Origin of the sequence: Streptomyces sp. NBC_01335 (assembly GCF_035953295.1) — a bacterium.
Taxonomy (GTDB): Bacteria; Actinomycetota; Actinomycetes; order Streptomycetales; family Streptomycetaceae; genus Streptomyces.
The window spans coordinates 7,463,272-7,486,023 of the sequence record NZ_CP108370.1 but is presented as its reverse complement, the minus strand read 5'-3'; the positions used below and the strand labels follow the sequence as shown (position 1 = coordinate 7,486,023).

General features: G+C 73.3%; 12 protein-coding genes. 1 reads left to right on the top strand and 11 read right to left on the bottom strand.

The window, feature by feature from the left end:
- Window positions 1-104: 104 nt before the first annotated feature.
- Complete coding sequence (locus OG599_RS35520; protein ID WP_442809607.1) at window positions 105-2,318, top strand: cysteine/serine endopeptidase inhibitor; 2,214 nt, start codon at window positions 105-107, stop codon at window positions 2,316-2,318.
- Between the two features lie 108 nt (window positions 2,319-2,426).
- On the opposite strand, the gene OG599_RS31690 is transcribed toward OG599_RS35520, so the two are convergent.
- From OG599_RS31690 to OG599_RS31640, 11 genes are all read right to left on the bottom strand, one after another.
- Window positions 2,427-3,323: an LPXTG cell wall anchor domain-containing protein gene (locus OG599_RS31690; protein ID WP_327179406.1), complete on the bottom strand. Its 897-nt coding sequence runs from the start codon at window positions 3,321-3,323 to the stop codon at window positions 2,427-2,429.
- 265 nt (window positions 3,324-3,588) lie between these two features.
- Window positions 3,589-6,762: a WXG100 family type VII secretion target gene (locus OG599_RS31685; protein ID WP_327179405.1), complete on the bottom strand. Its 3,174-nt coding sequence runs from the start codon at window positions 6,760-6,762 to the stop codon at window positions 3,589-3,591.
- A gap of 228 nt (window positions 6,763-6,990) precedes the next feature.
- The gene (locus OG599_RS31680) at window positions 6,991-7,545 is read right to left on the bottom strand and encodes a hypothetical protein (protein ID WP_327179404.1); all 555 of its coding nucleotides are present in this window, start codon (window positions 7,543-7,545) and stop codon (window positions 6,991-6,993) included.
- Window positions 7,546-7,547: 2 nt separating this feature from the next.
- Window positions 7,548-7,838 carry a hypothetical protein gene (locus OG599_RS31675; protein ID WP_327179403.1) on the bottom strand — a complete coding sequence of 97 codons (291 nt, stop codon included), beginning with the start codon at window positions 7,836-7,838 and terminating at the stop codon, window positions 7,548-7,550.
- A gap of 101 nt (window positions 7,839-7,939) precedes the next feature.
- Window positions 7,940-8,284 (bottom strand): WXG100 family type VII secretion target, encoded by a 345-nt coding sequence (locus OG599_RS31670; RefSeq protein WP_327179402.1) that lies wholly within the window; start codon window positions 8,282-8,284, stop codon window positions 7,940-7,942.
- A 153-nt stretch (window positions 8,285-8,437) separates the two neighbouring features.
- Window positions 8,438-11,785, bottom strand: coding sequence for a right-handed parallel beta-helix repeat-containing protein (locus OG599_RS31665; protein ID WP_327179401.1), 3,348 nt, complete (start codon window positions 11,783-11,785; stop codon window positions 8,438-8,440).
- Window positions 11,786-11,789: 4 nt separating this feature from the next.
- Window positions 11,790-14,570: a hypothetical protein gene (locus OG599_RS31660; RefSeq protein ID WP_327179400.1), complete on the bottom strand. Its 2,781-nt coding sequence runs from the start codon at window positions 14,568-14,570 to the stop codon at window positions 11,790-11,792.
- A 1-nt stretch (window position 14,571) separates the two neighbouring features.
- Window positions 14,572-15,963: a type VII secretion protein EccB gene (gene eccB, locus OG599_RS31655; protein ID WP_327179399.1), complete on the bottom strand. Its 1,392-nt coding sequence runs from the start codon at window positions 15,961-15,963 to the stop codon at window positions 14,572-14,574.
- 9 nt (window positions 15,964-15,972) lie between these two features.
- Window positions 15,973-17,373, bottom strand: a complete 1,401-nt coding sequence (gene eccD / locus OG599_RS31650) for a type VII secretion integral membrane protein EccD (protein WP_327179398.1) — start codon at window positions 17,371-17,373, stop codon at window positions 15,973-15,975.
- A 52-nt stretch (window positions 17,374-17,425) separates the two neighbouring features.
- Complete coding sequence (gene eccCa, locus OG599_RS31645) at window positions 17,426-21,415, bottom strand: type VII secretion protein EccCa (protein WP_327179397.1); 3,990 nt, start codon at window positions 21,413-21,415, stop codon at window positions 17,426-17,428.
- A gap of 419 nt (window positions 21,416-21,834) precedes the next feature.
- A complete protein-coding gene (locus OG599_RS31640; RefSeq protein ID WP_327179396.1) occupies window positions 21,835-22,626 on the bottom strand; it encodes a hypothetical protein in 792 nt (263 codons plus the stop codon).
- Between the last annotated feature and the right edge of the window lie 126 nt (window positions 22,627-22,752).

The window sequence follows — 22,752 nt, the reverse complement described above, 5'->3', positions numbered from 1 at the left end:
CCAGGGCCGTTCGGGCTCGGTGCTGCCCGGACCAGGTGTACCGGGGCGGTCGCGCGCTCAGCCGAAGGCCGATCCGCACCCCATCAGAGTGACCAGGAGATTGCGTGTCCATCCGGAACCGGATCATCGCGGGCGGTGCTGTCGCCCTGGTGACGGTCACCTTGGGAAGCGTGTCGTTGGCACTGGCCGACGATCCGATCAGTACCCGGACCGTCTCCGGGCAGATGACGTACTACAACGACAGCGGATACGGCGCCTGCGGGAGTCAGGTCGACGCGGCCACCGAGGATCTCGTCGCCGTGTCCCACGAGTGGTGGACGTCCGCCAACCCCAACGAGGACCGGCTCTGCGACGGCGTGGACGTCGAGGTGACCTACGACGGCAAGACGATCACGGTGCCGGTCAAGGACATGTGTCCCTCGTGCGACGCCGGCCATCTCGACCTCAGCCAGACCGCGTTCGAGAAGCTCGCTCCGCTGGAGAAGGGCCTCGTCAAGGGCATCTCCTGGAGGTTCGTCACGGACGGCGGTGAGGCCATCGCGCTCCCGTCCCCGTCCGGCGAACCGGAGGCGAGTGCCGCGCCGGCGTCCGGCGGGGCGGGGTGGCCCTCCCGGTACGCGGCCCCGTACGTGGAGACGTGGGGGTCGCCCTCCGACCTGGACAGGGCGCGGCAGGCGGGTCTCCGCCACGCCACGCTCGCCTTCGTACTGGACGGCGGTGGCTGCAAGGCCACCTTCAACGGCAACACACCGGTCACCGACGCGGGCTGGCTGTCGGCCGTGCAGGGGCTGCGTGGTGCGGGCGGCGACGTGATCGCGTCCTTCGGCGGGGCCTCGGGGACCGAGCTCGGGCAGGCGTGCGACTCCGTGACAGCCCTGCAGGAGCAGTACGCCACCGTCGTGGACGCGCTGGACCTGTCGCGGCTCGACTTCGACATCGAAGGCGCCGCGCTGGCCGACAGCGCCGCGAACCACCGTCGTAACCAGGCACTGGCCGCGTTGCAGCAGCAGTCCGAGGCCGCGGGTCACCCGCTGGACGTGCAGTTCACGCTGCCTTCGGGGTTGCAGGGCCTGGAGGCGGACGGTGTGGCCATGCTGCAGGACGCCGAGAGTACGGGCCTGCGGGTGTCGCTCGTGAACATCATGACGATGGACTACGGGTCCGCGGTGGGTGACATGGGCCAGACGGCCATCGACGCCGCCACGGCACTGCACGATCAGCTCGGCAGCATCTGGACGTCGAAGTCGTCCGAGGAACTGTGGGCGATGGAGGGCAACACGCCGATGATCGGGGTGAACGACACTCCTGGTGAGACGTTCACCACGGACGACGCCGAGCGGCTGGCGGCCTTCGCCGTGGACAAGGGCATCCGGCAGCTGGCGTTCTGGGCGGTGGGACGCGACCAGGCCTGTCCGGAAGCCGGGACGCTCTCCGATGCGTGCAGCGGCACCGAGCAGAGCGACTACCAGTTCCTGAAGACCTTCGAAACCGTCACCACGACCAGCCCCGGCGTGCAGCCTGCCACGAAGCCGGTCACCGGCCAGGCGGTGGCGGGCAGTGGCACGCCGACGCCCTCCGCCTCCGCCACGGCGGAACTCCCGGACGACGGCAGCCGGCTCGACGAGGGCGGCACCAACGCGGCCCCGACGTCCGGCACCGGCGGCGGCATCGACCTGTCGGTCTGGCAGCTCCAGGAACCGGTGGGCTCCCCCGGGTCTCCGACCACCATCTCCTCGTCGCAGCTCCAGAGTGGTTACCAGGACGCGTACTTCTTCACCGACGACGACGGCGCCATGACGTTCTGGTCACCGGAGAAGGGCGTCACCACGCCCAACTCCAAGTCACCCCGGTCGGAGTTGCGGGAGATGGACCCGGGCGGAGGCAGTGCGAACTGGTCGCTCGACGGCACTCACCGGATGAGCGCGACCTTGCGCGTCGTGTCCGTGACGTCCAACGTGTGCGTGGGGCAGATCCACCTGGGTGAAGGGGGCTCGTCCACCAAGCCGCTTCTGGAGCTGTACTACCACGCCAACGGTGACATCGTCCTGGGCACCGAGAACTCCCCCTCGGGCGGCCAGACCACCCACACGGTGGGGCATGTGGCGATCGGCGAGAAGTGGAGCTACACCATCGGCGTGTCGGGCGGCGACACCATCGACCTCACGGTCGACGGGAGCACCACCCACTACCCCGTCGCCGACTCCTTCAAGTCCTACCAGCAGTACTTCAAGGCGGGGGCCTACAACCAGTCCGCGTCGGGCAGCAGCACGGAGGGCGCCAAGGTCGCGTTCTACGCGCTGGACGTCTCGCACGGCTGACCGGCCACCACGGAGAGACCCGAGGGCCCGACGCCTGATGGCGTCGGGCCCTCGGTCCGTTCCGTGGTCGGCCGTCGGCACGCCGGAACGGCTTCACCTCGGGGAAGGTCAGTCGGCGAGTCCCTGGCGACGGCGACGGGTGAACACGTACAGACCCACGCCCACGGCCACGAGGACGGTCGCCGCGAGGGTCGTCACGAGGGTGGCGGTGCTGTCGCTGCCGGTGCTCGCCAGCGTGCCGGGGACCGTCGAGTCGGTGGGGGGCTCGTCCGGGGTGGCCGCCGCGGGGGGCGTCGTGGACGCGGAAGGCGTCGGGGTGCTCTCGGCGGGGGTCTCGCTCGGCGTGGGGACCGGGGAGGTGGCCGTGGGCGTCCCGCTCGGTGACGGCGTCCCGGCGGACGGAGTCGGTGTGCCGGGCGGCGGGGTGGTGGCGGGCGGCGGCGTCGTCGTCGGAGCCTCCGGTGTGGGAGTGACGGGGGACGCGGGGGTGCAGGCGGCGCCTCCGTTCCAGTGCGCGATGAGGTGGGAACCGATCTGGGAGTCCGGGTAGTGCGGCACCGGCGCGTCCGTGCCGTCGTACTTGCGGTCGCCGCTGTAGAGGTCGATCTGCCCGAAGCACTCGGGAGTGGAGGCGGAGACGTCCAGAACCGTCTGCGCCAGGTCCTTCGTGAGGACCACGCTGTCCCAGCCGAGGAACTTCTGGGTGCCCGAGGACGCCCAGTTCGGGCCCTCGGTGCTGTACGAGGCGAGCGAGACGACGTACTGGCATCCCTCCGCCGGCTCGCCCTTGAGCCGCACGTCGACCCTGGTCGCAGGGGCTTCCCCCGCGATGACCCCGCCGTTGAACCAGTGCTGTCCACGGTCCGAGGTGTATTCGATGCCGATACGGTCGCAGGAGTGCGCGTCGTGCGCGTGCGCGGACCCCGCACCGCACAGGGGCAGGGCGACGGCCAGCCCGAGAACGGCGGCAGCGCTGCGGGAACGTCTGTGGAAGAGCGAGGGCACCTAATGCTCCTGTACATCGGAGAAGTGGGAACGCGGCATCCGCGGACCGGCCGGTCGTTCCTGTGAGCGCCGGGAGAAGTGGATCCGAGAGACGAACCTCGTGGTCACCGGCTCTCGCCACCGGCCGTCGTCCGCGTGCGTGGCCATTCCACATCCGCCGCATCGTCCGGAAACGGTTCCCGCCCGATCTCTGCCCCTCCGTCCGGGGACCCTGCCCCCACGGGGGCCCGAGCGACGGGGCACTCGATCCCCGGGCTCCTCCTCGTCAGCCGAGGGAATCCGGGATCACCTGAGGTCGGTTGCCCCAGGTGGAGGCGTCCTGGCGCAGCAGTTGGACAGCGCCGGCCTCCTCGTTCTCCTCTTCCTCCGGGTCCTCGCCGGAACCTTCGGGGTCCTTGTCGGGTTCGGCGGGCCGGTCCCCGGGGTCGCCGCCGTCCCCGGACCGCGGTGGTTCTCCCGCACCCGCGAACTGGACGGTCCCCGACGCGGGGGCGGGCCGCTGGGACGGCCGCCACGTGGTGAGTTCCGGGCCGTCGTCCCCGGTGGCCGAGGCGTCCGGAGCCGGTGCGACCGCGTGCTCGGCCCGCTGTGCGGCGCTCCCCTCGGCGTCCCACATCGCCGGATCGGCGACGGTGTAACGGGAGGTGCCGCCTTCATCGCCGCCGTCGGCCGCCGCTCCGCGGCCTGCGAGCGCGAGCAGCAGCGGGCTGAAGCCGGCGGCGGCCACGTCCCAGGCAGAGACGTCGTCGGTGTCCCCCTCGGGTGTGACGACGGCGATCCGGTCGTCCGGCAAGGGGGCGGGTGCCAGGAGGTCGTCCGGCAGCGGGGCGGTGGCCAGGAGGTCGTCCGGCAGATGGGCGGGTGCCACGGGCTCTCCGCCGCTGCTGTCGGTGGCCGCTACCGCCGGCGCCGCAGCTCCGGCGGAGGCCGGCCGGCCGTGGCCGCCGCGTCCCGTACCCGGCGTCGCGGACGTGCCGGCGGAGCCGCCCATGCTCCCCAGGGCGCCCAGGGGCACGCCGGGGAGCATGGGCAGGCCGCCTGCCGCGCCCCATGCCTCGGGGCCACCGTCCGCCGCGCCCGTAGGCGCGGGCGCACCCGGTGCCGGAGCGGGCGCCCCGGCCGGGGAGCCGCCATCGGCCGTCGCGTCGGTGGGCGCGTGGGCGCCCGGCTCCGTCAGCCCGTGCAGTACGGCCCCGCCGGCCGCCGCGCCCACGGAGGCCGCCTCGCCGGTCCGTTCCGAGGGGTGGGGCAGCCACGAGGTGGCCGGGCCACCCAACAGCCCGGCACTGTCGGGCCGTTCGTCTTCCGCGTTGCCCCGCGTCGCGGCGCCGGCGGGGCTCGCGCCGGGCATCATCGGCATCAAGGGTGCCCCGGTGGCCGCCGCGGTGGACGCGCCCTCCGTGGCGGACGCGGAGACGCCGGGCCCGGTGAGGCCCGCGCCGCCGGACGGCGCACCTGCGACGGGGAGTTCCTCCATCGCCCCCGGAGCGCCTTCCTCCGTCCACGGCACCACACCCGCACCACCCAGCAGACCCGCCGCGTCCGGACGCTCCGCACCCGAACCCGCACCGGCCGCACCCGCACCCGGAGACATCGGCATCATCGGCATACCCGCCCCACCCACACCCTCCCCCGACAGACCCGACGCACCCGACACCGGCACACCCGCACCCGGACCCGGAACACCCTCGAACGCCGCCGGAACACCACCCAACTCCGCACCACCCGCAGCAACACCCGCCACCGGCGAGAAATCGTCCACCCCACCCGCAGACGCCCACGGCACCACACCCGCACCACCCAACAGACCCGCCGCATCCGGACGCTCCGCACCCGAACCCGCACCGGCCGCACCCGCACCCGCACCCGGAGACATCGGCATCATCGGCATACCCGACCCATCCACACCCTCCCCCGACAGACCGGGTGCGGAGACGAGGCCGGAGGCCGGCATCGCGGAGGGGGAGAAGCTGTCCGGCAGTCCGGCCGCTCCTGTGCCGGTCTCCGGGAAGCCCGCAGGGGTGACTCCGGGTAGCTCAGGTGTGGTGGAGCCGCCCGTCCAGGCGTCCGGCAGCTCGCTCAGGTTCTGGCCGGAGCCGGAGGAGCCCGGGGTGCCGGTCGAAGCCGACGGTATGCCGCCCAGCCCGCCGAGGGGGAAGGCGGCCGGGGTGGCGGTGCCCGCCGTGCCGGTCGACGGATTGAGTACGTCGTCCAGGGCAGGGTCCAACGTCCCGGTGTAGGGGGCGATGGTCGATCCCTCGCCCAGCTCCGGCAGTCCGCTGCCCCCTGTGTACGGGGAGGCGGTGCCGCCCGTGAACGGGTTCGCGGTGCCGCCGATGCCCGTACCGTCCCCGGTGCCCAGCGTCGCCAGGTCCGGCGAACCGGTCCCGCTTCCGCCGGTGGCCAGGTCCGGGGAGGTCAGGCCGCCCGTGTACGGGTTCGCGGTGCCGCCGATGCCCGTTCCGTCGCCGGTCCCCAGCGTCGCCAGGTCCGGGGTACCGATCCCGCCCCCCGAAGCGGTGGCCAGGTCCGGGGAGGCGGTGCCTCCGGTGTACGGGTTCGCGGTGCCGCCCGTACCGCCGCCACCGCCGCCGAGGGTCGAGAGATCGGGAGTGTTGATGCCGCCGCCGGTACCTCCCCCGGAACCGCCTCCGGTGCCGGTGTTCAGATCGGGGGACTTGATGCCGTTCTGGCCGCCGCCGGACCCCTTGTACTGGTCGAGGTCGTTGTTCTTGCCGTCACCGGTGCTCGCGGGGTCGCTGGTGGGCGGGGTGACGGCCTTGGGCTTCACGTTGTTCAGGGACTGGGTGACGGTCGAGTAGTTGTTCGCCAGGGACTTCAGCACGGACCGCATGTCGTTGGTCATCATCTCGACGATGTCCGGACGCTGGCTGACCGGGATGAGGCCGTTCGCCATGGGGACGACGCCCACCTTGATCGCCTCGTTGGCGTACCAGGTGTCGATGGCGTGGATCTGGGCCTGGGCGAAGGTCAGGGAGTTGGAACCGGCGACGAGGCTCTGCCCGACCGGGGTGCCGGTGGAACCGCCCGCGAGGGCGGCCGCGTTGGAGAGGACCTCCTTGGAGAAGGTCGTCATGGTGTCCGCGAAGGCGTCCGCCGCGGCGCCCTGCCACGGCGCGCCCTTCCCTCCGGCCAACGCCTTGGCCTGGTCGGCGAGGCTCTTGCCGACCATCTCCATGACTTCCTGCACGTACTGGAATTCGTTCGCCGCCGTCATCAGGGTCTGCGGGTTGGACACCGAGGACGCCCGGGATTCCCCGCCGGCGCCCGGGGTCATGTTCGAGCCGCCGGTGACGGCGGCCATGATCTGCTTCCAGTCCCAGCTGTCGTAGTCGGACCTGGAGCCCTGGTTCTTGGTGTCGCCGTAGATCCCGCTGTCGTCCTGCTGGAATCCGGTGGTGTTGTAGTCGTCGGGCATGTGCCTGCGCTCTCGTCCGAAGCCTCGACCGCCGGGACGTCGCTTCGACGGTTGCTGGGGTACCGGACGCCGAACCCGCGGAGTGCGCACGGCCGCCGGCTCCCCCGGGGTGTCCGGTGGAGCCGGCGTCCGTGCGGTCCACGACCGGACTTCCGGTGATGCCGCTGTTGTTCAGGGGTGGCCGGTGGGTCGTGAGCGCCCGCCCGGCGGAGAATCGCCCGACGGGTTCTACGTGGTGGTGGTCGGGGTCTTCGTCGTATCGGGCTGGTTGACGGTGAGACCGCTGTCGGCCGCCAGCTGCTTGAAGTCCGACGACGCGTCGGAGAAGAGCTCGTTGAGCTCTTTCGTCTTCATCTTGTTGAGTTCCTCGGTGGAGGTGTATTTCTTGCTCATCAGCTTGGCGCCGTTGGCGATGTCCGCGAGTCCCTCGGCCAGGTCGTACAGGATCTTGTAGTAGCGCCCCTGCAGGCCCTCGCCGCCGTTGGCCCCCGAGGTCGCGGTCCGCAGCTGGTAGGCGTCGAAGAAGGCGCCCGGCTGCACCGTGGCCATCGCCTGGACGCGGTCACGTGCCGCGATGACCATCGGTACGAGGAGCTCGATGTTCTTCGCGAACAGGTCCAGGGACGCGGTGTTCACGACCTCCGGGCCCGAGTTCCCGCCGCCCTTGGGCACGAGCGGCGGATCCGGCGTACCGCCCGTCGTCGGCCCGGAGACGCTGGCGGGGCTGTGCACGCTCGTCGGGTCCCACGCCTGGGGATCCGTCGAAGCCGGTTCGGGAGGCATGGCTACTTGCTCCAGAGCTGGGTGCCGTAGTTGACGGCGGAGACGTAGTCGTCACGGCAGGAGGCGGCCGCGCTCTGGGCCTGCTTGGCCAGCGCCCCCATGTTCGCGGTGGCCTGGTTCCACTGGGCCTTGTTCGCGTCGAACAGTTCCTTGACGGAGCTGTCCCAGCCGGCGAGGGCCGCGGTGTTGCCCGAGGCGAACTGCTCGTTCAGACTTTCGATCTCCGTCTGGACGGTCGTCAGCTGGTCGAGCACCTCGTTGACGGCAGCCCAGTTGATCATGTAAGTCGACATGCTTTTCCTCCACTTTCGAGTGAGTGCGTGGTGAGGTGCGGCCTGCGCCCCGGTCGCGCTTCGGAAGGAGCGTCCGCCCGGCGGGAAGGGTCGGACACGGTCTAGAAGCCGGTGAGCCCGACGGGTTCCGCCATGGTCGCGCCGACGCGTGCGGTGGCCTGGGTGGTCGTCTCGTGCGTGCTCGCCAGGGCCGAGTGGTTCGCCACGATGCGTTCGTGCATCTGGTCGAGCACGTTGCCCACGATCTTGTAGTTCGCCAGCCAGGCGGTCATCGCGTTGGCGAAGTTGGTGCCGGCCTCTCCCGTCCAGCCGGCCTCCGCCTCCGCCGTCAGGGCCTGCATCCTGTCGGACGACGCGCGGTGGCTCTCCAGAGTCGAGAGGTGAACCTGGCCCGACTTCTGCATTCCCTCGCTGTCAAAAGCCTCAAGTCCGGAACCTGTGGCCATTACGGAACCTCCGCACGATTTGGTGTGATTGATGGAGCTTTCACTCCGTGGTGGTTATCCTGCCCGCACCTCTGAGGTGGTGACAGCTCAACCGCCCCGCCCTGCCCGGTGTGACACGCCCCCTGCCCCTGTGACCCGGAGGCGAACACCCGGTTACGCCACAGCCACCGCGACCGCCCCGTCCACCCCGTCCGTCTCCGGGACCGGCGGCGGGCCTTCCGGCGGGCCGGGGAGACTCGCGGGGCCGATCGTCCGGGACATGGCGGCGTCGGCCACCTGTTCGGCGCTCAGGTGGGCACCGAACGCCCCGCCCGCGGGCGGAGTTCGGGAGAATCGCTCCGCCAGGGCACCTGTCACCTCGTCCGCCACGTCGAAGCCGAGCGCCGTCAGGCGCCGGGCCGCCAGCCGCGCCAGCTCCTCGGCCGTATACGGCGTGAAATCCAGCCGTCCGGCGAAACGGGCCGCGAGCCGGCGCCCCTCCGGACCGGCCAGCACGCCGCCGAGTTGTTCCGGATCGGCGGACAGAGAGACCACCGTGCCGGGGCGGTCCTCGACCTCGGCGGCGAGCGCCGTGACGAGGGCGGTACGTTCCTCGGCCGGCCGCTCGGAGAAGTCCTGGTCGAGCTCCAGCAGCAGCAGTCCGCCGGCCGCCTCGTCGAACAGCCCCGAGACGTACGCCTGGGCCTGTCCGGGCCAGCGGGCGGGCATGGCGGACAGCTGGGCCCGGTGCACGGTGCCGGCCGGGAGGACGCCGAGTTCGGCGAGGGCCTTGGCGTAGAGCACCGCGACGGCGTCGCGTCCGCTGCCCTCCGCTCCCGCGAGGACCAGGTTGGCCGCCTGGGCCGGCATCGTGCCGGCCCGGTGTGCGGTGGCCAGGGCGGTGAGACCGAGCTCCAGCGCCCGGCGTACCTCGTCGAGACCGATCAGGGCGGAGATCCTCGTGAGCGCGGTGCTCGTCGCCGCCCCGCCCGCCGGAACCTGCTCGGAGGCGTCCGCGTCGGCCTCCTCCTGGGCCGGCGGGTCCGGTTCGGGCACCGTTTCGACGTCCGCCCCGGTGAGCCGGCTCAGCTCGGAGTCCCTGCCCGGCGGAGACATGGCCAGGCGCGACGCCTGTTTGCTGATCATCGTCTCGAAGAGCTGGCGGGCGACCCGCCCATTGCCGAAGGTCGGCCCCTTGGGGGTGCGTTCGAAGTAGCCGGCCACCGCCGCCAGTGCGTCGTCCGTCAGCTCGTAGTAGTGCTTGCCGCACAACCCGCGGACGATGGTGACCAGTTCGTCCACCGTGTAGTTGGGGAACTCCACCGTCCGGGAGAAACGGGACGCCATGCCCGGGTTGGAGGCCAGGAACTGGTCCATCTGCGCGGAGTAGCCCGCGACGATGACGACGATCTCGTCCCGGTGGTCCTCCATCAGCTTCATCAGGGTTTCGACGGCCTCCTGTCCGAAGTCCGGGCCGGTGCCCCTGGACTGGTTGGTCAGGGTGTACGCCTCGTCGATGAACAGCACTCCGCCGAGCGCCCGGTTGACGACTTCGGTGGTCTTGATGGCGGTGCCGCCGATGATCTGCGCGACCAGGTCGGCGCGGGACACCTCCACGATGTGGCCCTTGCTGAGGATGCCGAGCTCCGCGAGGACCGCGCCGTACAGCCGGGCGACGGTCGTCTTGCCGGTGCCGGGGGGGCCGGCGAACACCAGGTGGCGGCTCATCGGAGGCATGGGCAGGCCCATCTCCTCGCGGCGGCGGGTCATCTTGTTCAGGTTGATGAGACCGGTGACCTCCTGTTTGACGCTCTCCAGTCCGACCAGCGCGTCCATCTCGGCCAGCGGTCCGGTACCGGTGTGCCGGGCGCGCGGCTGCGCACCGGTGCCGCCTTCGTCCGGCGCCCGCGGTTCCCGCGCGGGCGGCGCCCCGGTGTCGTCCGCGTCCCCCGGGCCGGGGTCGGAGAAGTCCTCCGTGCCGGTCACGTCGACGACGGTGAGCCGCGCGTCGGACCTCATCCGGTGCAGCGCCTGCCCCCCGTTGTCCCGGATCTCGCAGCTCTGGATGCGTACCGGCTCCTCGGTGTTGACGCGGACGCCGTCTCCCGCGTTGTCGAACACGACGCAGTGGTCCAGCTCGGCGCGGGAGGTCGACTGGAGGTGCACCCCGTGCCCGCGGGCCCCGTGCACCCGGCAGCCCACGGCGGTGAGGCTGCCTCCGCCCGCCACCCGGATGCCGTCCGTGTCCGATCCGCCGGCCTCGGTGTCCTTCAGTTCGAGGTGCGCGTCGGCGCCGACGGACATCCCGGAGTCCATCACCACGCAGGACTCGGCGACGGCGGACGCCCCGGTGAGCGTGAGGCCGGGGCCGTCCGCGGCGCGCACCCGCACCTCGTGGAAGCGGCCCGTGGCGCCTTCGGCCAGCTCGACGGCGGCGCCCTGGCTTTCCGTCGCCACCTCCGACTCGCGCAGGTGGAGCTCCGCCCGGCCCTTGGCAAGAATGCCGGTGGAGCGCGCGGCCACCGTCAGCCGCTCGCCCCGGACGACGGCGCCGTCGACGGCCAGCAGGCCGCGCTCCGTTCCGCGTACCGTCAGGCCGCGCAGTACCGGCCGGCTGGACGCGTCCACCAGCACGCCGACCGGCGTCGCGGAGATCTCGCAGTCCTCCAGGAGTGGACTGGACTTCTCGGTGATCCGCAGCCCGTCGCGGGCGGCGCCGGACAGGGAGCAGCCGCGCAGGGTGGGTGCCGCTCCTCCGGCGACGAGCACGGACTCGCCGCCGGAGCCGGTGAAGGAACAGTCGGTCAGGGTGATTTCGGCGCCGCTCGTCAGATAGGCGTCGAGTCCGGCGCTGCCGGAGACGGTGACCCCGGTGAGTTCCAGGCGGCCGTTCTGCTCGGCCACCACGGCCGGCTGGCCGCTGCCGGTGATACGGGTGCCCTCGACGATGCCGTGGGCCTGCCCGTTGACGCAGACGCCGTTGCCTCCGGCCTGGTCGAGGCGGCAGTCACGGACCGTCAGCCGTCCGCGTTCGGCGACCACGATCGCGGACGAGAGCGTCTGGCCGACCATGGTGCCCTCGATGACGTTGGCGCCGGTCGAGGTGACCACGATCCCGGCTCCGCCGGGGCCCGTCACCCGGCAGGAACGGGCGATGAGGGTGCCCTGGTGCCAGACCAGGATTCCCGCCCAGGCGTTGCCGGAGACCGTGCACTCCTCCAGGGCGGCCTCGCCGCGGCGCACCTCCACGACCGGGGTCTGCTCGCTGCCGCCTTCCAGGACGAGGCCGGACAGCCGGGCCGCCTCCGCGTCGATCACCACGGCGCCGGCGCCGCCTCCGTCGATCCGGACGCCGGCGGCTCCGGCGGCGAGGGTGACGACCCGGTTCACGACGAGGGACTCCCGGTAGGTGCCCGCCGAGATGGTGATCAGCGCGCCGTCGGCGGCCGCGGCCAGGGCGGCGCCGATCGTGCGGTAGGGAGCGGTCCCGTCCTGGGAGACCAGCAGGATCTGCCGGCTCATGTCGTCATCCTCTTTCCGGGAGTGGGTGCGGGGCGGTGGGGCCGGAGCCGACGAGTAGCCCCGGGGGGACGCCGAACCTGCCCCGGACCGCGTCCGGCAGCGTCGGCGCGGTCTCCGCTTCGGCGGCCCGCCATGCCTGGCCGGCCAGGTCGAGTCCGGACAGGGCGATCTCGTCCAGGGGGGTTTGTCCGATGTCGACCCGGCCGTCGGCGTCGATCTCGGAGGCGGAGAGTTCGCGCAGCAGCACGGCGCGGCGCTCCCCGTCGCGGGCGGTGAGGACTTTGAAGCTGGTGCCGGGGAGGAAGAGCACCCGGTCCGCGGGTTCCGGGTCGAGCAGGGCGGTGCGGCGCGCGGTCGTCGACCAGACCAGGACGTCGGTGTCGCCCGGCAGTCCGGGGGCGGCGGAGGTCAGGGCCCAGCCGAAGCCCCATTCGGTGACCAGCCGGCGTCCCGCGTACCAGGCCCATGCGGACTCGTCCAGGGTGGCGCGCATCAGGGTGGCGCCCCGGTAGGAGGGCAGCCTGCGCAGCCCCGAAGTGACGCAGCGGGCCAGGGGTACGTGGGGCCCGACGGTGGCGCCGCGGACGGCGTCGTCGAGCAGGGCCCCGTCGCCGCGCAGGTAGAGCCGGGCCGCCACCAGGTCGGTGAGGACGTCCTCGGTGGAGGTCCGGTCGGTGCCCCGCAGACCGGGCGACTGGGAGAGGACCCGGGCGACCGCGCCGCCGATGTCGTCGTACTGCTGTCGGAAGGCTCCGCGCAGCCACTCACGTTCCCGGGCGAGGCCCTTGGCCGGTGGCAGTGCGCAGGCGGCCGGCGTCGGCGCCGGTTGCGGACGAGGGCGGCCGACCCCGGCCGCCGGCACGGGACCGGCGGGCGCCGGGGCGCTCGCGGGCCCCGGTGCGGGCGGGGTCGGCCGGCGGGCGGGGGGTCCGGCGGTGGGGTCGGCCGCGGGTCCGGGCGGGCTCGTCGGTACGGGGGCCGGCGCGCCTCCGGGAGCGGAGACCAGCCTGAACGACGGCATGAACGGGGCGGGGGGCGCACTGCCGGGCGGCGGCGCCGGGGCGTCCGTGGCGTCCGGTGCCGGGGCCGCGGCGCTGCGAGCGACCGGCTCGGCCGCTGCCCCGGGCGGCGGGAAAGCGTCAGGGGCATACGTTTCCGGCGCCGGGGCTCCCGCGGAAGTGGCTGCCGGTGTCTCCCACAGCGCACCGGGCGCGGCGGCCGGCGGCGCCGGTACGGGGGCGGTGGCGGTCCCGGTCGCGGGGGCGGTGGCAGTGGCGGTTCCGATCGGAAGGGCGGAGGCGGTCCCGGCCGAGGAGGCCACCTGGCCTGTCGTGGCGGAGACCTCGGGTACGGACGGGACGGGCGCGTCCCCCTCCGGCGGAGCGGCCGGGGCGTGGACGACCACGCGCGTCCCGGGACCCGGCACGGCAGTCGCGTACAACTCCGCCGCGCTGTAGGACTCCGAGGTCACGGCCTCCGTAGGCGGGGCGGCGGTGAGCGCCGTCGGCAGGCGGGGCGCGCTGTTCTCCTGGACCATCCGGGTCGCCGGCATCAGGCGGGCGAGCCCCCGGGTGACCGGGTCCATCCGGTCGAGCAGGTTCTCCGCGAGTTCCCGCATGCGTCCGCCGGCCCGGGCCACGGTGCCGTGGACGAGGTGGAAGTGACGGGGGTCGGCGGGGGCCGAGCGGACGACGGGGGCTTCGTCCGGCTCCTCGGGGGGACGCATCCACAGGCCGCCGGGTATCACTTCCAGGACCGCGTCGGGGGCGTAGCGGTAGACGCCGGGGGCGACCTGCGGGATACCGTCCACCACCGGACGGTGGCTGAGCACGGCGGGTGCGGCCGGCTGTCCCCCGGTCATCCGTGCCGGGAGGTAGCGCAGTTCCTTCGCGAAGGCGGCGAAGCCGAGTGCCCCGTCCATGTCGACGGCGTGGACCTGCGGTGTCTCCCAGAGGGCGCGGCCGACCGGCATCCCGTTGTAGAGCACCACCGGGGAGTCGAGGCGGTCGGCCAGTGCCTGGCCGGACGTGCCCTCCCCCGGCGCGGCCAGCGGCCCGTACGGGAAGAACCGGACCTGGGGGCGGGCGCCGGGCAGTATCGACGCCCAGAAGCGGGAGACGTCGTCGAGTTCCAGTGCAGGTGTTCCGGGGCAGCCCAGGACGACGGTGAGCAGTTCGCGCCGGCACGCCAGCCGGGCTTCCAGCCTGGCGCGGTGGGCGGGGATCGTGGTGTCCGGTTCCACCGGGTGCAGCCACACGCCGCTCGGCAGCGGGTCGGCCACCGCGTGGTCGCTGGTGTGCCAGGGCTGGTCGGCGACCGAGAACTCCCAGACGGGTTTGGGGAAGCGGCGGGACACCGGACGCCCGGGCCGGCCCGGGCGGAGCCGTACCCAGCCGGAGCCGCTGTCGACGGGGACGTAGAGAACGCCTCCGGCGGCCGGGGTCACCGCACCGTCGGCGACCAGCACCGTGCGGTCGAGTCGGTCGGCCAGATACTGCCCGAGCGGCAGCACACCGCCGGTCGGCCGGCGGCCGAAGACGAGCCGGTAGTCGCCGTCGCGACGGCCGAGGAGGCGGGCGAGCCGCGGCCACCCGGCGCCGGTGAAGCCGGCGGGCAGGTCCAGGACCACGAGGTGGTGTTCGGGGTCCTCGGGCAGTCCGCCGGCGAAGGCGAGCGCCTGCTCGTCCAGGGCGCCCCGGGCGTGGATCAGCAGGACGTGGCCGGTCCGGTGGCTGTCCAGGTCCGGTGTCTCTCCGGTCCGCCGGGTCTTCGGTCCGAGCGCCATCTCAGGGGCCCTTCGGGGCGGCGGGTGCCGAGGGTGCCGGCGCGGTGGTCACGGCGGTGAGGGCCGCTGCGCGGGACAGCGTCGGGCCGGTGGGCAGCAGGTCGAGTACGGCTCCGGGGACGGGGCGCGCCTGGCCGCTGCCGTACCCGAGGGCGGACAGGGTGGCCGTGTCCGTCATCGGGTACTTCAGGCCCAGGTCGGTCACCAGGTAGGTCGGGGGCGTGGTGGTCCGGGACGTGGCGGCGAGGTCCTGCACCAGCAGCCCGGCTCCGACCGGGACGGTGACCGGTCCCGCCCCGGCGGGGGGTGTCCGCTCCCAGGTCACCGTGGTGTGCACCGTGCCGCCGGCGGCCAGTTGGCGCAGGCAGACGGTGCCCTCGCCCGGCCGGGCGAGGGGGCCGGAGAGGAAGTCGGGCAGCCGGTGCAGCAAGGTGCGGTCCGGGGAGCCGGGGGCCGCGGCGACATCGGCGCGGCTCACCCGGCGGGGTGAGCCCTGTCCGGAGCCGGTGGCCATCAGCTGGTATTCGGTGCGGTTCATCGGGGCCAGTCCGTCGCCGCGCAGGACGTAGTACTGGGCGGGGGCGGTGCCGTCGGTGCCGGTGGTGAACACCTGGCCGACCGTGGTGCCCTGACCGCCGATGCTGGGGCCCGGCTTGCCGCGGTCCGGGACGGAGGCGGCGTCGAGGACGGGGCCCGACGGCAGGGCCGGCAGCCAGGAGTCGGGGACGGTGAGCGGGTCCTGGCCGTCGAGTTCCATCGCCACCAGCGCGGAACGGCCGCCGAGTGCGTACCGGGTGCCGTTCCAGAGCAGGTACGAGGCGCCGTCGCCGTCGGTCAGCAGGATGCGGCGGCCGGCCGCGGCGCGGGCGGGGGCGGCGCCGTCGGAGGGCGCGAAGTCGAGTGCCTCGCCGCCGGCCCGGCCGGGGGTCAGGCACCGGGACCACGCTCCGGTGAGGAGCGCCGGGCCGGCGGGTACGGAGTCCGGCGCCCCCGGGATTCCGACCTCGCTCCCGCGCGGCGTCCCGCCCAGGGAGTTGCGGGAGACGGTCCGCACGTCGGTGCCGGCTTGGGAGCCGGACGCGCCGAGCAGCGCGGAGGCGTAGTTCGCCACCGGGTGCAGGACGCCGTCCAGGTAGAGGAAGCGGGTGCCGGTCTCCTTCTCCACGACGATGGCGTTCGGCTGGGCCCAGGCGGTGTTCCCGCCCGGTTTGATCAGGCCGTAGACGGCGAACCCGGCGCAGGCGAGCAGGGCGAGGACCATCCCGATGACCGTACCGACGACGCTGCGCCGGGCCGGTGGCTCGCCGGTCGCGGGTTCTCCGGTCACCAGGGCTGCGGCGAGCCGGCCGGTGGCGAACTGGTACGCGTGGACGTGGTCGCGGCGGCTTTGCACGAGTTCCTCTCAGCCGGCCAGGGACCGGAAGTACCAGTAGACGTGGAGGTGTTGGAGCAGCAGAGGCACCAGGGCGATCGCGGTGACCATCTCCAGGATGTCGGCGGTGTGGCCCCAGGTCGGCAGCAGGCGTACGGAGGGCAGCCGTTGGGCGGCGAGGAGCAACAGGGCCGCGGCGGCCAGCAGGACGACGCCGAGGCTCGCGCGCGCGACGGTCCCGCCGTCGTCGAGGAGCCGGATCACGGCCAGGGTCAGCCCCAGCGTGCCGGCCAGGGCGAGCGCCACCCGCTGTCCGGTCTCGGTGACGCCCCGGGACCGCAGGGCCACGGCGCCGGCCAGGGCGAGGGCGAGCAGCCACTCGAACCAGGTGTCGCGGCGGGTCAGCAGGACCAGGTCCACCGCGTAGACCGCCGAGGCTCCGACGGTGAAGAGGGTGAGGTAGGTGTCGGCGGCGGCGACCCGCCGCTCCACGTCCTGCCGGGAGCGCGGCTCGACGTCCTCCTGCAGTTCATCAGCGTTGCGGGGCAGTTGCGGTACGCGCAGTCCGGCCAGGCGGAGCACGACGCGCGGGGCGATCGCGCTGAGCACGAACAGGGTGACCGCGACCACCGTGGCGGAGGTGGTGGCGTCCCAGTCGAGGCTGATCGAGAGGCAGGAGCCGATCTCGGCGCCGAGCGCGGCGACGAGCAGGGCCCCGAAGACCTTGACCGGCACCCGTCCGGCGAAGAACAGGACGAGCGACGCGGCGACGGCGCAGGCCCCGCCGAGCAGCAGTTCGTGCCGGCCGGGCACGGACAGCGCCGGCGTACCGTTTCTGGCCGCGCACCCGGCGAGGGCGGCGAAGATCCAGCCGGCCACTCCGGTGACCAGGACGGTCGCCGGGTCGGCCGCCGCGGAGCGGCTGACGAGGGCGCAGCCCGCCAGCAGGAGCACGGCGATCACGCCGCACTCGACGGCGGTCTCCCGGCCCGGCCCGGCAAGGAGCACGAAGGCGGCGAGCACGGCCAGGGTCAGGCAGCCGAGCCCGACGAACAGACGCCGCGTCAGCTCGGGACGCCAGCGGTCGGGCCGTGCTCCGACGACCGCGGCCACCCCGTCGGCCAGGTCGTCGAAGAACATCGGCGGGAGTACGTCGTCGGCGCGGCGCAGACAGAGGGTCTCGCCGTCGCGCAGGCCGAGCGACCCGGCCGTGGCGGTCGGGTCGAGCGGCTCGCCGCCCAGCCGTTGCAGCACGTATCCCGCACCGTCGGGGTCGTCGTCCGCGCGGAGCCGGTCGACCAGGACGGGCAGCAGGGCGCCGACCGTGACGGTGAACGGGACGCCGAGGTCGGCGCTGCGCCCGGGTCCGTCGACGGTGATCCGGCAGACGGTGGTGGAGTCGGGGTCGGACATGATGCCGGAGGTGCTCATGGCGCTCCTGTGTGGGACGGCCGGGGTGCGGGGGAAGGGGGGCGCCGCCCGGTCACTCCTGGTCCACCAGTCCGGTCTGGACGAGCCGGACACCGCGTCGGGTGACCAGTTGGGCGCGGCCGGGGACGAGGGTGCGGGGCTTGGCCTCGCCGATGAACTTGCCCTCTTCCTTCGGGTAGGAGAGCAGCAGCGCCGGGTTGCCCAGCTCCCACAGCCTGCGCAGCACCGGGTCCATCATGGCGCGCATCGCGCCGCTGGTGGACCGGGCGAGGACCAGGTGCATCCCGATGTTGGCGCCCTGGGCGAGCAGGGGCACCAGGGGTGCGGTCGGGCTGTCGAGGGAGCTGCTGACGAACATGTCGTAGTCGTCGAGGAGGAGGAAGAGCCGCGGTCCCTGCCACCAGTCCCGCCGGGCCAGTTGTTCCGGGGTGACGTCGCTGCCGGGCAGCCGTTTGCTCATCGACACCACGGTGCTGGCGGCGAGTTCCTTCAGCCCCTGGCTGTCGACGGCGTAGCCGACGCGGTACTCCTCGGGGACCGCCGACAGGAGTCCCCGGTCGGGGTCGCCGAGCAGGATGCGCGCCTCCTCCGGCCGGAACCGGGAGGTGATGGCGCGGGCCATCAGCCGCAGCAGGTTGGTCTTGCCGGTCTCGCCGTCGCCGAAGACCATCAGGTGGGAGGTGGCCGAGAAGTCGTGCCACACCGGCTGCAGGCGCTGTTCGTCCCAGCCGATGCCGACCCGCAGGTCGCCCTCGGCGGCGGGCAGCCGGCCGACGGGCAGTCTGCTGGGCAGCAGCCGGACGCCGGGCGCGGTGCGGCCGGTCCAGAAGGTTCCGATCTCGGCCGCGGCGATCTTGGTGGCCGCGGTGAGGTCGTCCGTGGCGGAGGAGCTGTCCAGGCGGGGCAGCGCCGACAGGAAGTGGTGTCCGGAGCTGGTGAGTCCGCGGCCGGGGTGCTGCGGGACGCCCGCCGCCTGGCGGGCGCCGAGTTCGGACTCCATCGAGTCGCCGAGCCGGAGTTCGAGCCGGGTGCCGAGCAGGTCGCGCAGGCGGGGCCGGATCTCCGACCAGCGCACGGCGGAGACCGCCAGGTGGATGCCGAACGACAGGCCGCGTGCCGCGAGCGCCGTGATGCGGTCGTCGAGCTCGTCGTAGTCCTGGCGCAGGGTCCCCCACCCGTCGACCACGAGGAAGACGTCGCCGTAGGGGTCGTCGATCTCGCCCGTGCGGCGCAGGTGCCGGTAGGCGGCCATGGACTCCACACCGCGGCTGGTGAAGGTCTGCTCGCGGCGCTCCAGGAGTTGGGTGATCTCCTCGACGGTGCGCAGTACCTTGTCGCGTTCCAGGCGGGTGGCGACGGAGCCTGCGTGCGGAAGCCCGGCGATCGAGACCAGGCCGCCGCCGCCGAAGTCCAGGCAGTAGAACTGGACTTCTTCCGGGGTGTGGGTGAGGGCCAGCGACATCATCAGGGTGCGCAGCAGCGCGGACTTGCCGGTCTGCGGCGCGCCGGCCACGCCGACGTGTCCGCCGGCCCCGGAGAGGTCGGCCACCAGCAGTTCGCGTACCTGCTCGTGGGGCCGGTCGACCATGCCGAGCGGTACGCGCAGGCGGCCCAGGAGCGAGGATTCGGCGGCGGTCATGCCGCGGACGGGGTCGGGGACGATGCCGGGCAGCAGTTGGTCGAGGCTGGGCGGGTCGGCGAGCGGCGGGAGCCAGACCTGCCGGGCCGAAGGGCCGGCTTCCGCCAGCCGTTCGATGAGGACGTCCAGCAGGGTCCCGTCGCTCTCGGCCGGCCGGTCCGGCTCGGCGGGGGGCCGCGGGGCGGTCTCTTCCTGCTCCTCGGGCGGACCCGCCGCGGCCGGCCGCTGGTCGAGTCCGAACGGCACGATCTCCCCGGCCGCCGCCAGGTCCGGCCGTTCGGCGTCCTCGCCGGTGGGGCTCTGGGGGCACGGACCGGAGACGTAGGCGGCCTTGAACCGCACCAGGTTGGTGGTGTCCACCCGGAGGAAACCGTTGCCGGGCACGGAGGGCAGCTCGTAGGCCCCGGCCACACCGATCACGCTGCGCGACTCCATGGAGGAGAAGGTGCGCAGGGCGATCCGGTACGAGAGGTGTCCTTCGACGCGGTGGATGCGCCCTTCGTCCAGCCGCTGGGAGGCGAGCAGGAGGTGGACGCCGAGACTGCGGCCGACCCGTCCGATGGTCACGAAGAGATCGGTGAACTCGGGTTTCCCGGCGAGCAGTTCGGAGAACTCGTCGACGATGACGAGCAGCGAGGGCAGCGGAGCCAGCGGGGCGCCGCCCAGCCGGGCCTTCTCGTACTCGTACAGGGAGGCGTGGCCGCTCGCGCGCAACAGCTCCTGGCGGCGGATGAGTTCACCGTCGATGGAGTCCTGCATGCGGTCGACCAGGGGCAGTTCGTCCGCGAGGTTGGTGATCACCGCGGAGGTGTGGGGCAGCCGCTCCATGTTCATGAAGGTGGCGCCGCCCTTGAAGTCCACCAGTACGAAGTTGAGGACCTCGGAGGAGTGGGTGACGGCGAGCCCGATCACGAGGGTGCGCAGCAGCTCGCTCTTGCCGGAGCCGGTGGCGCCGATGAGCAGCCCGTGCGGTCCCATGCCGGTCTGGGCGGACTCCTTCAGGTCGAGTTCGACGACCTCGCCGTCCTCGGTGACTCCGATGGGCACCCGGAGCCGGGTGCTCTGGTCGAGGCGGCGGCGCCAGTGGGCGGCCACGTCGTAGGTGCGCGGGTCGCGGATGCCGAGCAGGGTGGTGAGTTCGAAGTCGGACTCGAAGGGGTTGTCGGTCAGGTCGATGGTGCCGCTGGTACGCATCGGGGCCAGCAGCCGGGCCAGGTTCTCGGCCTCGGGGCGGCTCAGCACGTCGGCGTCGGCCTCGGCCGTGGTGTCGGCGACAGGGAAGGAGACCCTGCCGTTCTCGGTGGTCAGCCGCAGGACGCCGCTGCCGCCGTGCATGGCGCCGGTGACGTCGAGCAGGACGGTGTTGCGCAGGCCGGCGCCGAGCAGCCGGGAGCCCGGGGGGATCGCGGTGCGGTGGGCGACGACGACGAGGAACGGTTCGGCGGCGCTGGGGGTGGCCTGCGGATCGTGGTCGGGCCGGTCGAAGACGTCCGGCCCGAGGAGATCGGTGAACTCCGCGTGGTCGGTGGCGATGAGCCGCAGCGGGCCGGCCTCGTCGTGCTCGCGCGGGTGGGCGTTGTGGGGCAGCCACTTCACCCACTCCCACTCCTCCCGGCCCGCCTCGTCGGTCAGCACGGCGACCCGCAGTTCGTCGGGCGAGTGCAGGGTGACGAGCTGCCCCAGCACGGCGCGCACCAGGTCGAGCGCGTCCTCGACGTCACCGGCCCATTCCACGCTGCTGAAGCTGCGCAGGCCGACCGGGAACGGCATGCCCTGCACGGTCTGGAAGGCGGCGGTGAACCGGCGGAGCGAGATCGCGGCGAGCGGGTCGAGGTCCTCGACGGGCTTGGTCTCCGGGGGGACGAGTTCGAGGGCGGCGCGGCGGGTGCCGAGCCCGATGCGTACCTTCGCGAAGTCGTCGTGGGCCGCCCGGCGCTCCCACACCCGCGCCGAGCGCACGAACGACCACAGCCGGTCGGGCGGCGGGTTCTCCCACACGGCCGCGGCCAGTTGGTCCCGGGCGGCCTGTCTGGCCCGGACCCGGAGCTGGGCGAGGTAGCGCAGGTAGTCGCGGCGTTCGGCGCGCATCCGGCGCTTGCGGTCGAGCCCGGCGCGACCGATCTGCCCCATGCCCATGGAGATCATGCCGACGCCCATCATCCCGGACATCATGTACGTGGAGGTGGAGCCGCCGACGGTGAACATCAGCGCCATCGCCCCGAAGCCGATGCCCATCGGCAGGACGACCATGACGGACCCGAGATCGGCCGCCGCGGGTTCGCCGAGCACGGGCGGCTCGGCCAGTTCGATGCGGTCCTCCGGTACTTCGGGCCCCGACACGCGCGGTGGGCGTTTCACAACCACGGTGTTCATCTGGTCCATCTCCAGCCCGGTGGCAGGCATCTGTGTCGTGTCCGAACGATTCGCGTCGGATCAGCGGGTGAAGACCGGATGCACTCGGGTGGTCCGGCAACGCCGTGAGGTGCCGTGCCGGGTGCCGTCCGCGCGGCGGGTTCGGCGGGCACGACCCCAGGTAGGGAAAACATAGGAAGACGGCCCCGGGGCGGCCAGCGCGCAGGGGGCGTCCTGCCTGGTCGGGCACGGGTACTGCCCGAACTCCCGGCGGGGTGGCGGGGCGTGCCGGCCGCCCGGCCGGGTGGCGGGCGCGGCGTGCGGTCCTCCCGGTCCCGGTCCTCCCGGTCCTCCCGATTCTCCTGGTCCTCCTGGTCCTCCTGGTCCTGGCGGCCGGTGGGGCGGTGGGGCGTGCGGTCGGGTGCGTACGGCAGTGGGGGTCGCGGGTGTCCGGGTCACGGCTGTCCGGGTCACGGCTGTCGCACGGCGGTGTCCGTCGCCCACAGCCGCGTGCCGCCCTGGCGGACGAGGAGGTTGCCGTCGTCCCCCAGCACCAGTTCGGCGCCGTCGTGGCCGTCGGTCCGGGAGGACCAGGCGGTCCGCATGTCCCGCGTGTAGACGACCAGGTTGCCGTCGGCCTGGAAGACGGTCCTGGCGCCCTGCCCCACGGTCCCGGACGCCCACAGCGGGCGGCTCTCCCGGTCGTAGAGCACCAGGTTCCCGTCGCTCTGGAAGGCGAGGACGACCAGGAGGGTGGACCAGTTCTGCCCGGGTTCCAGGACGCTGGTGCCCCGCACCACTCCGTCCGTCCCGCGCCGCGTCCCGGTTCGGGCGCCGCTGACGTCGGAGGTTCCGGCGGGGGCCTCGGAGTCGGTCGGGTCTCCCGCCGCGTGTGCCGGGGACGCCTCGACGACGGGCTCGGGCGCACTCCGTGCGGGAGGGGCGCCCGGGGGGCCGGAGGCGGACGGGGCGTTGGGGGCCGGTTCGGGCCGGGAGCGGGGCGAGGGTGTCGCGCCGGTGCGGGCGAAGGGGCTGGGGCGCCTCGGCTCGTGGTCCTCGGTGGGGGCGGCCGCTTCGGGGCGCCCCGACCGGTCGGAGTCGTCCAGCAACAACGCCGGTGTCACCAGCACCAGGAGGCAGAGCCCCACGGCTCCCGTCAGCAGGTGCCGGGTGAGGTGCGCGCGGGGGGCACGGTCGTCCTCGCCCGCCGGATCCCGGGAGGGCCGGGAGGTACGCCCGGTGCCCGTTTCCTGCTGTGCCACGTGCGAGCCTCTCGGTCGGGGAGCGCGGACGGCGGCCGTCGACCGGCGGTGGGTGACGGGACCCGGGCGTGATCGTAGGAGAACCGCGACGGGCACACCGCCCCGCGTCGGCACCGTGCCCGGACG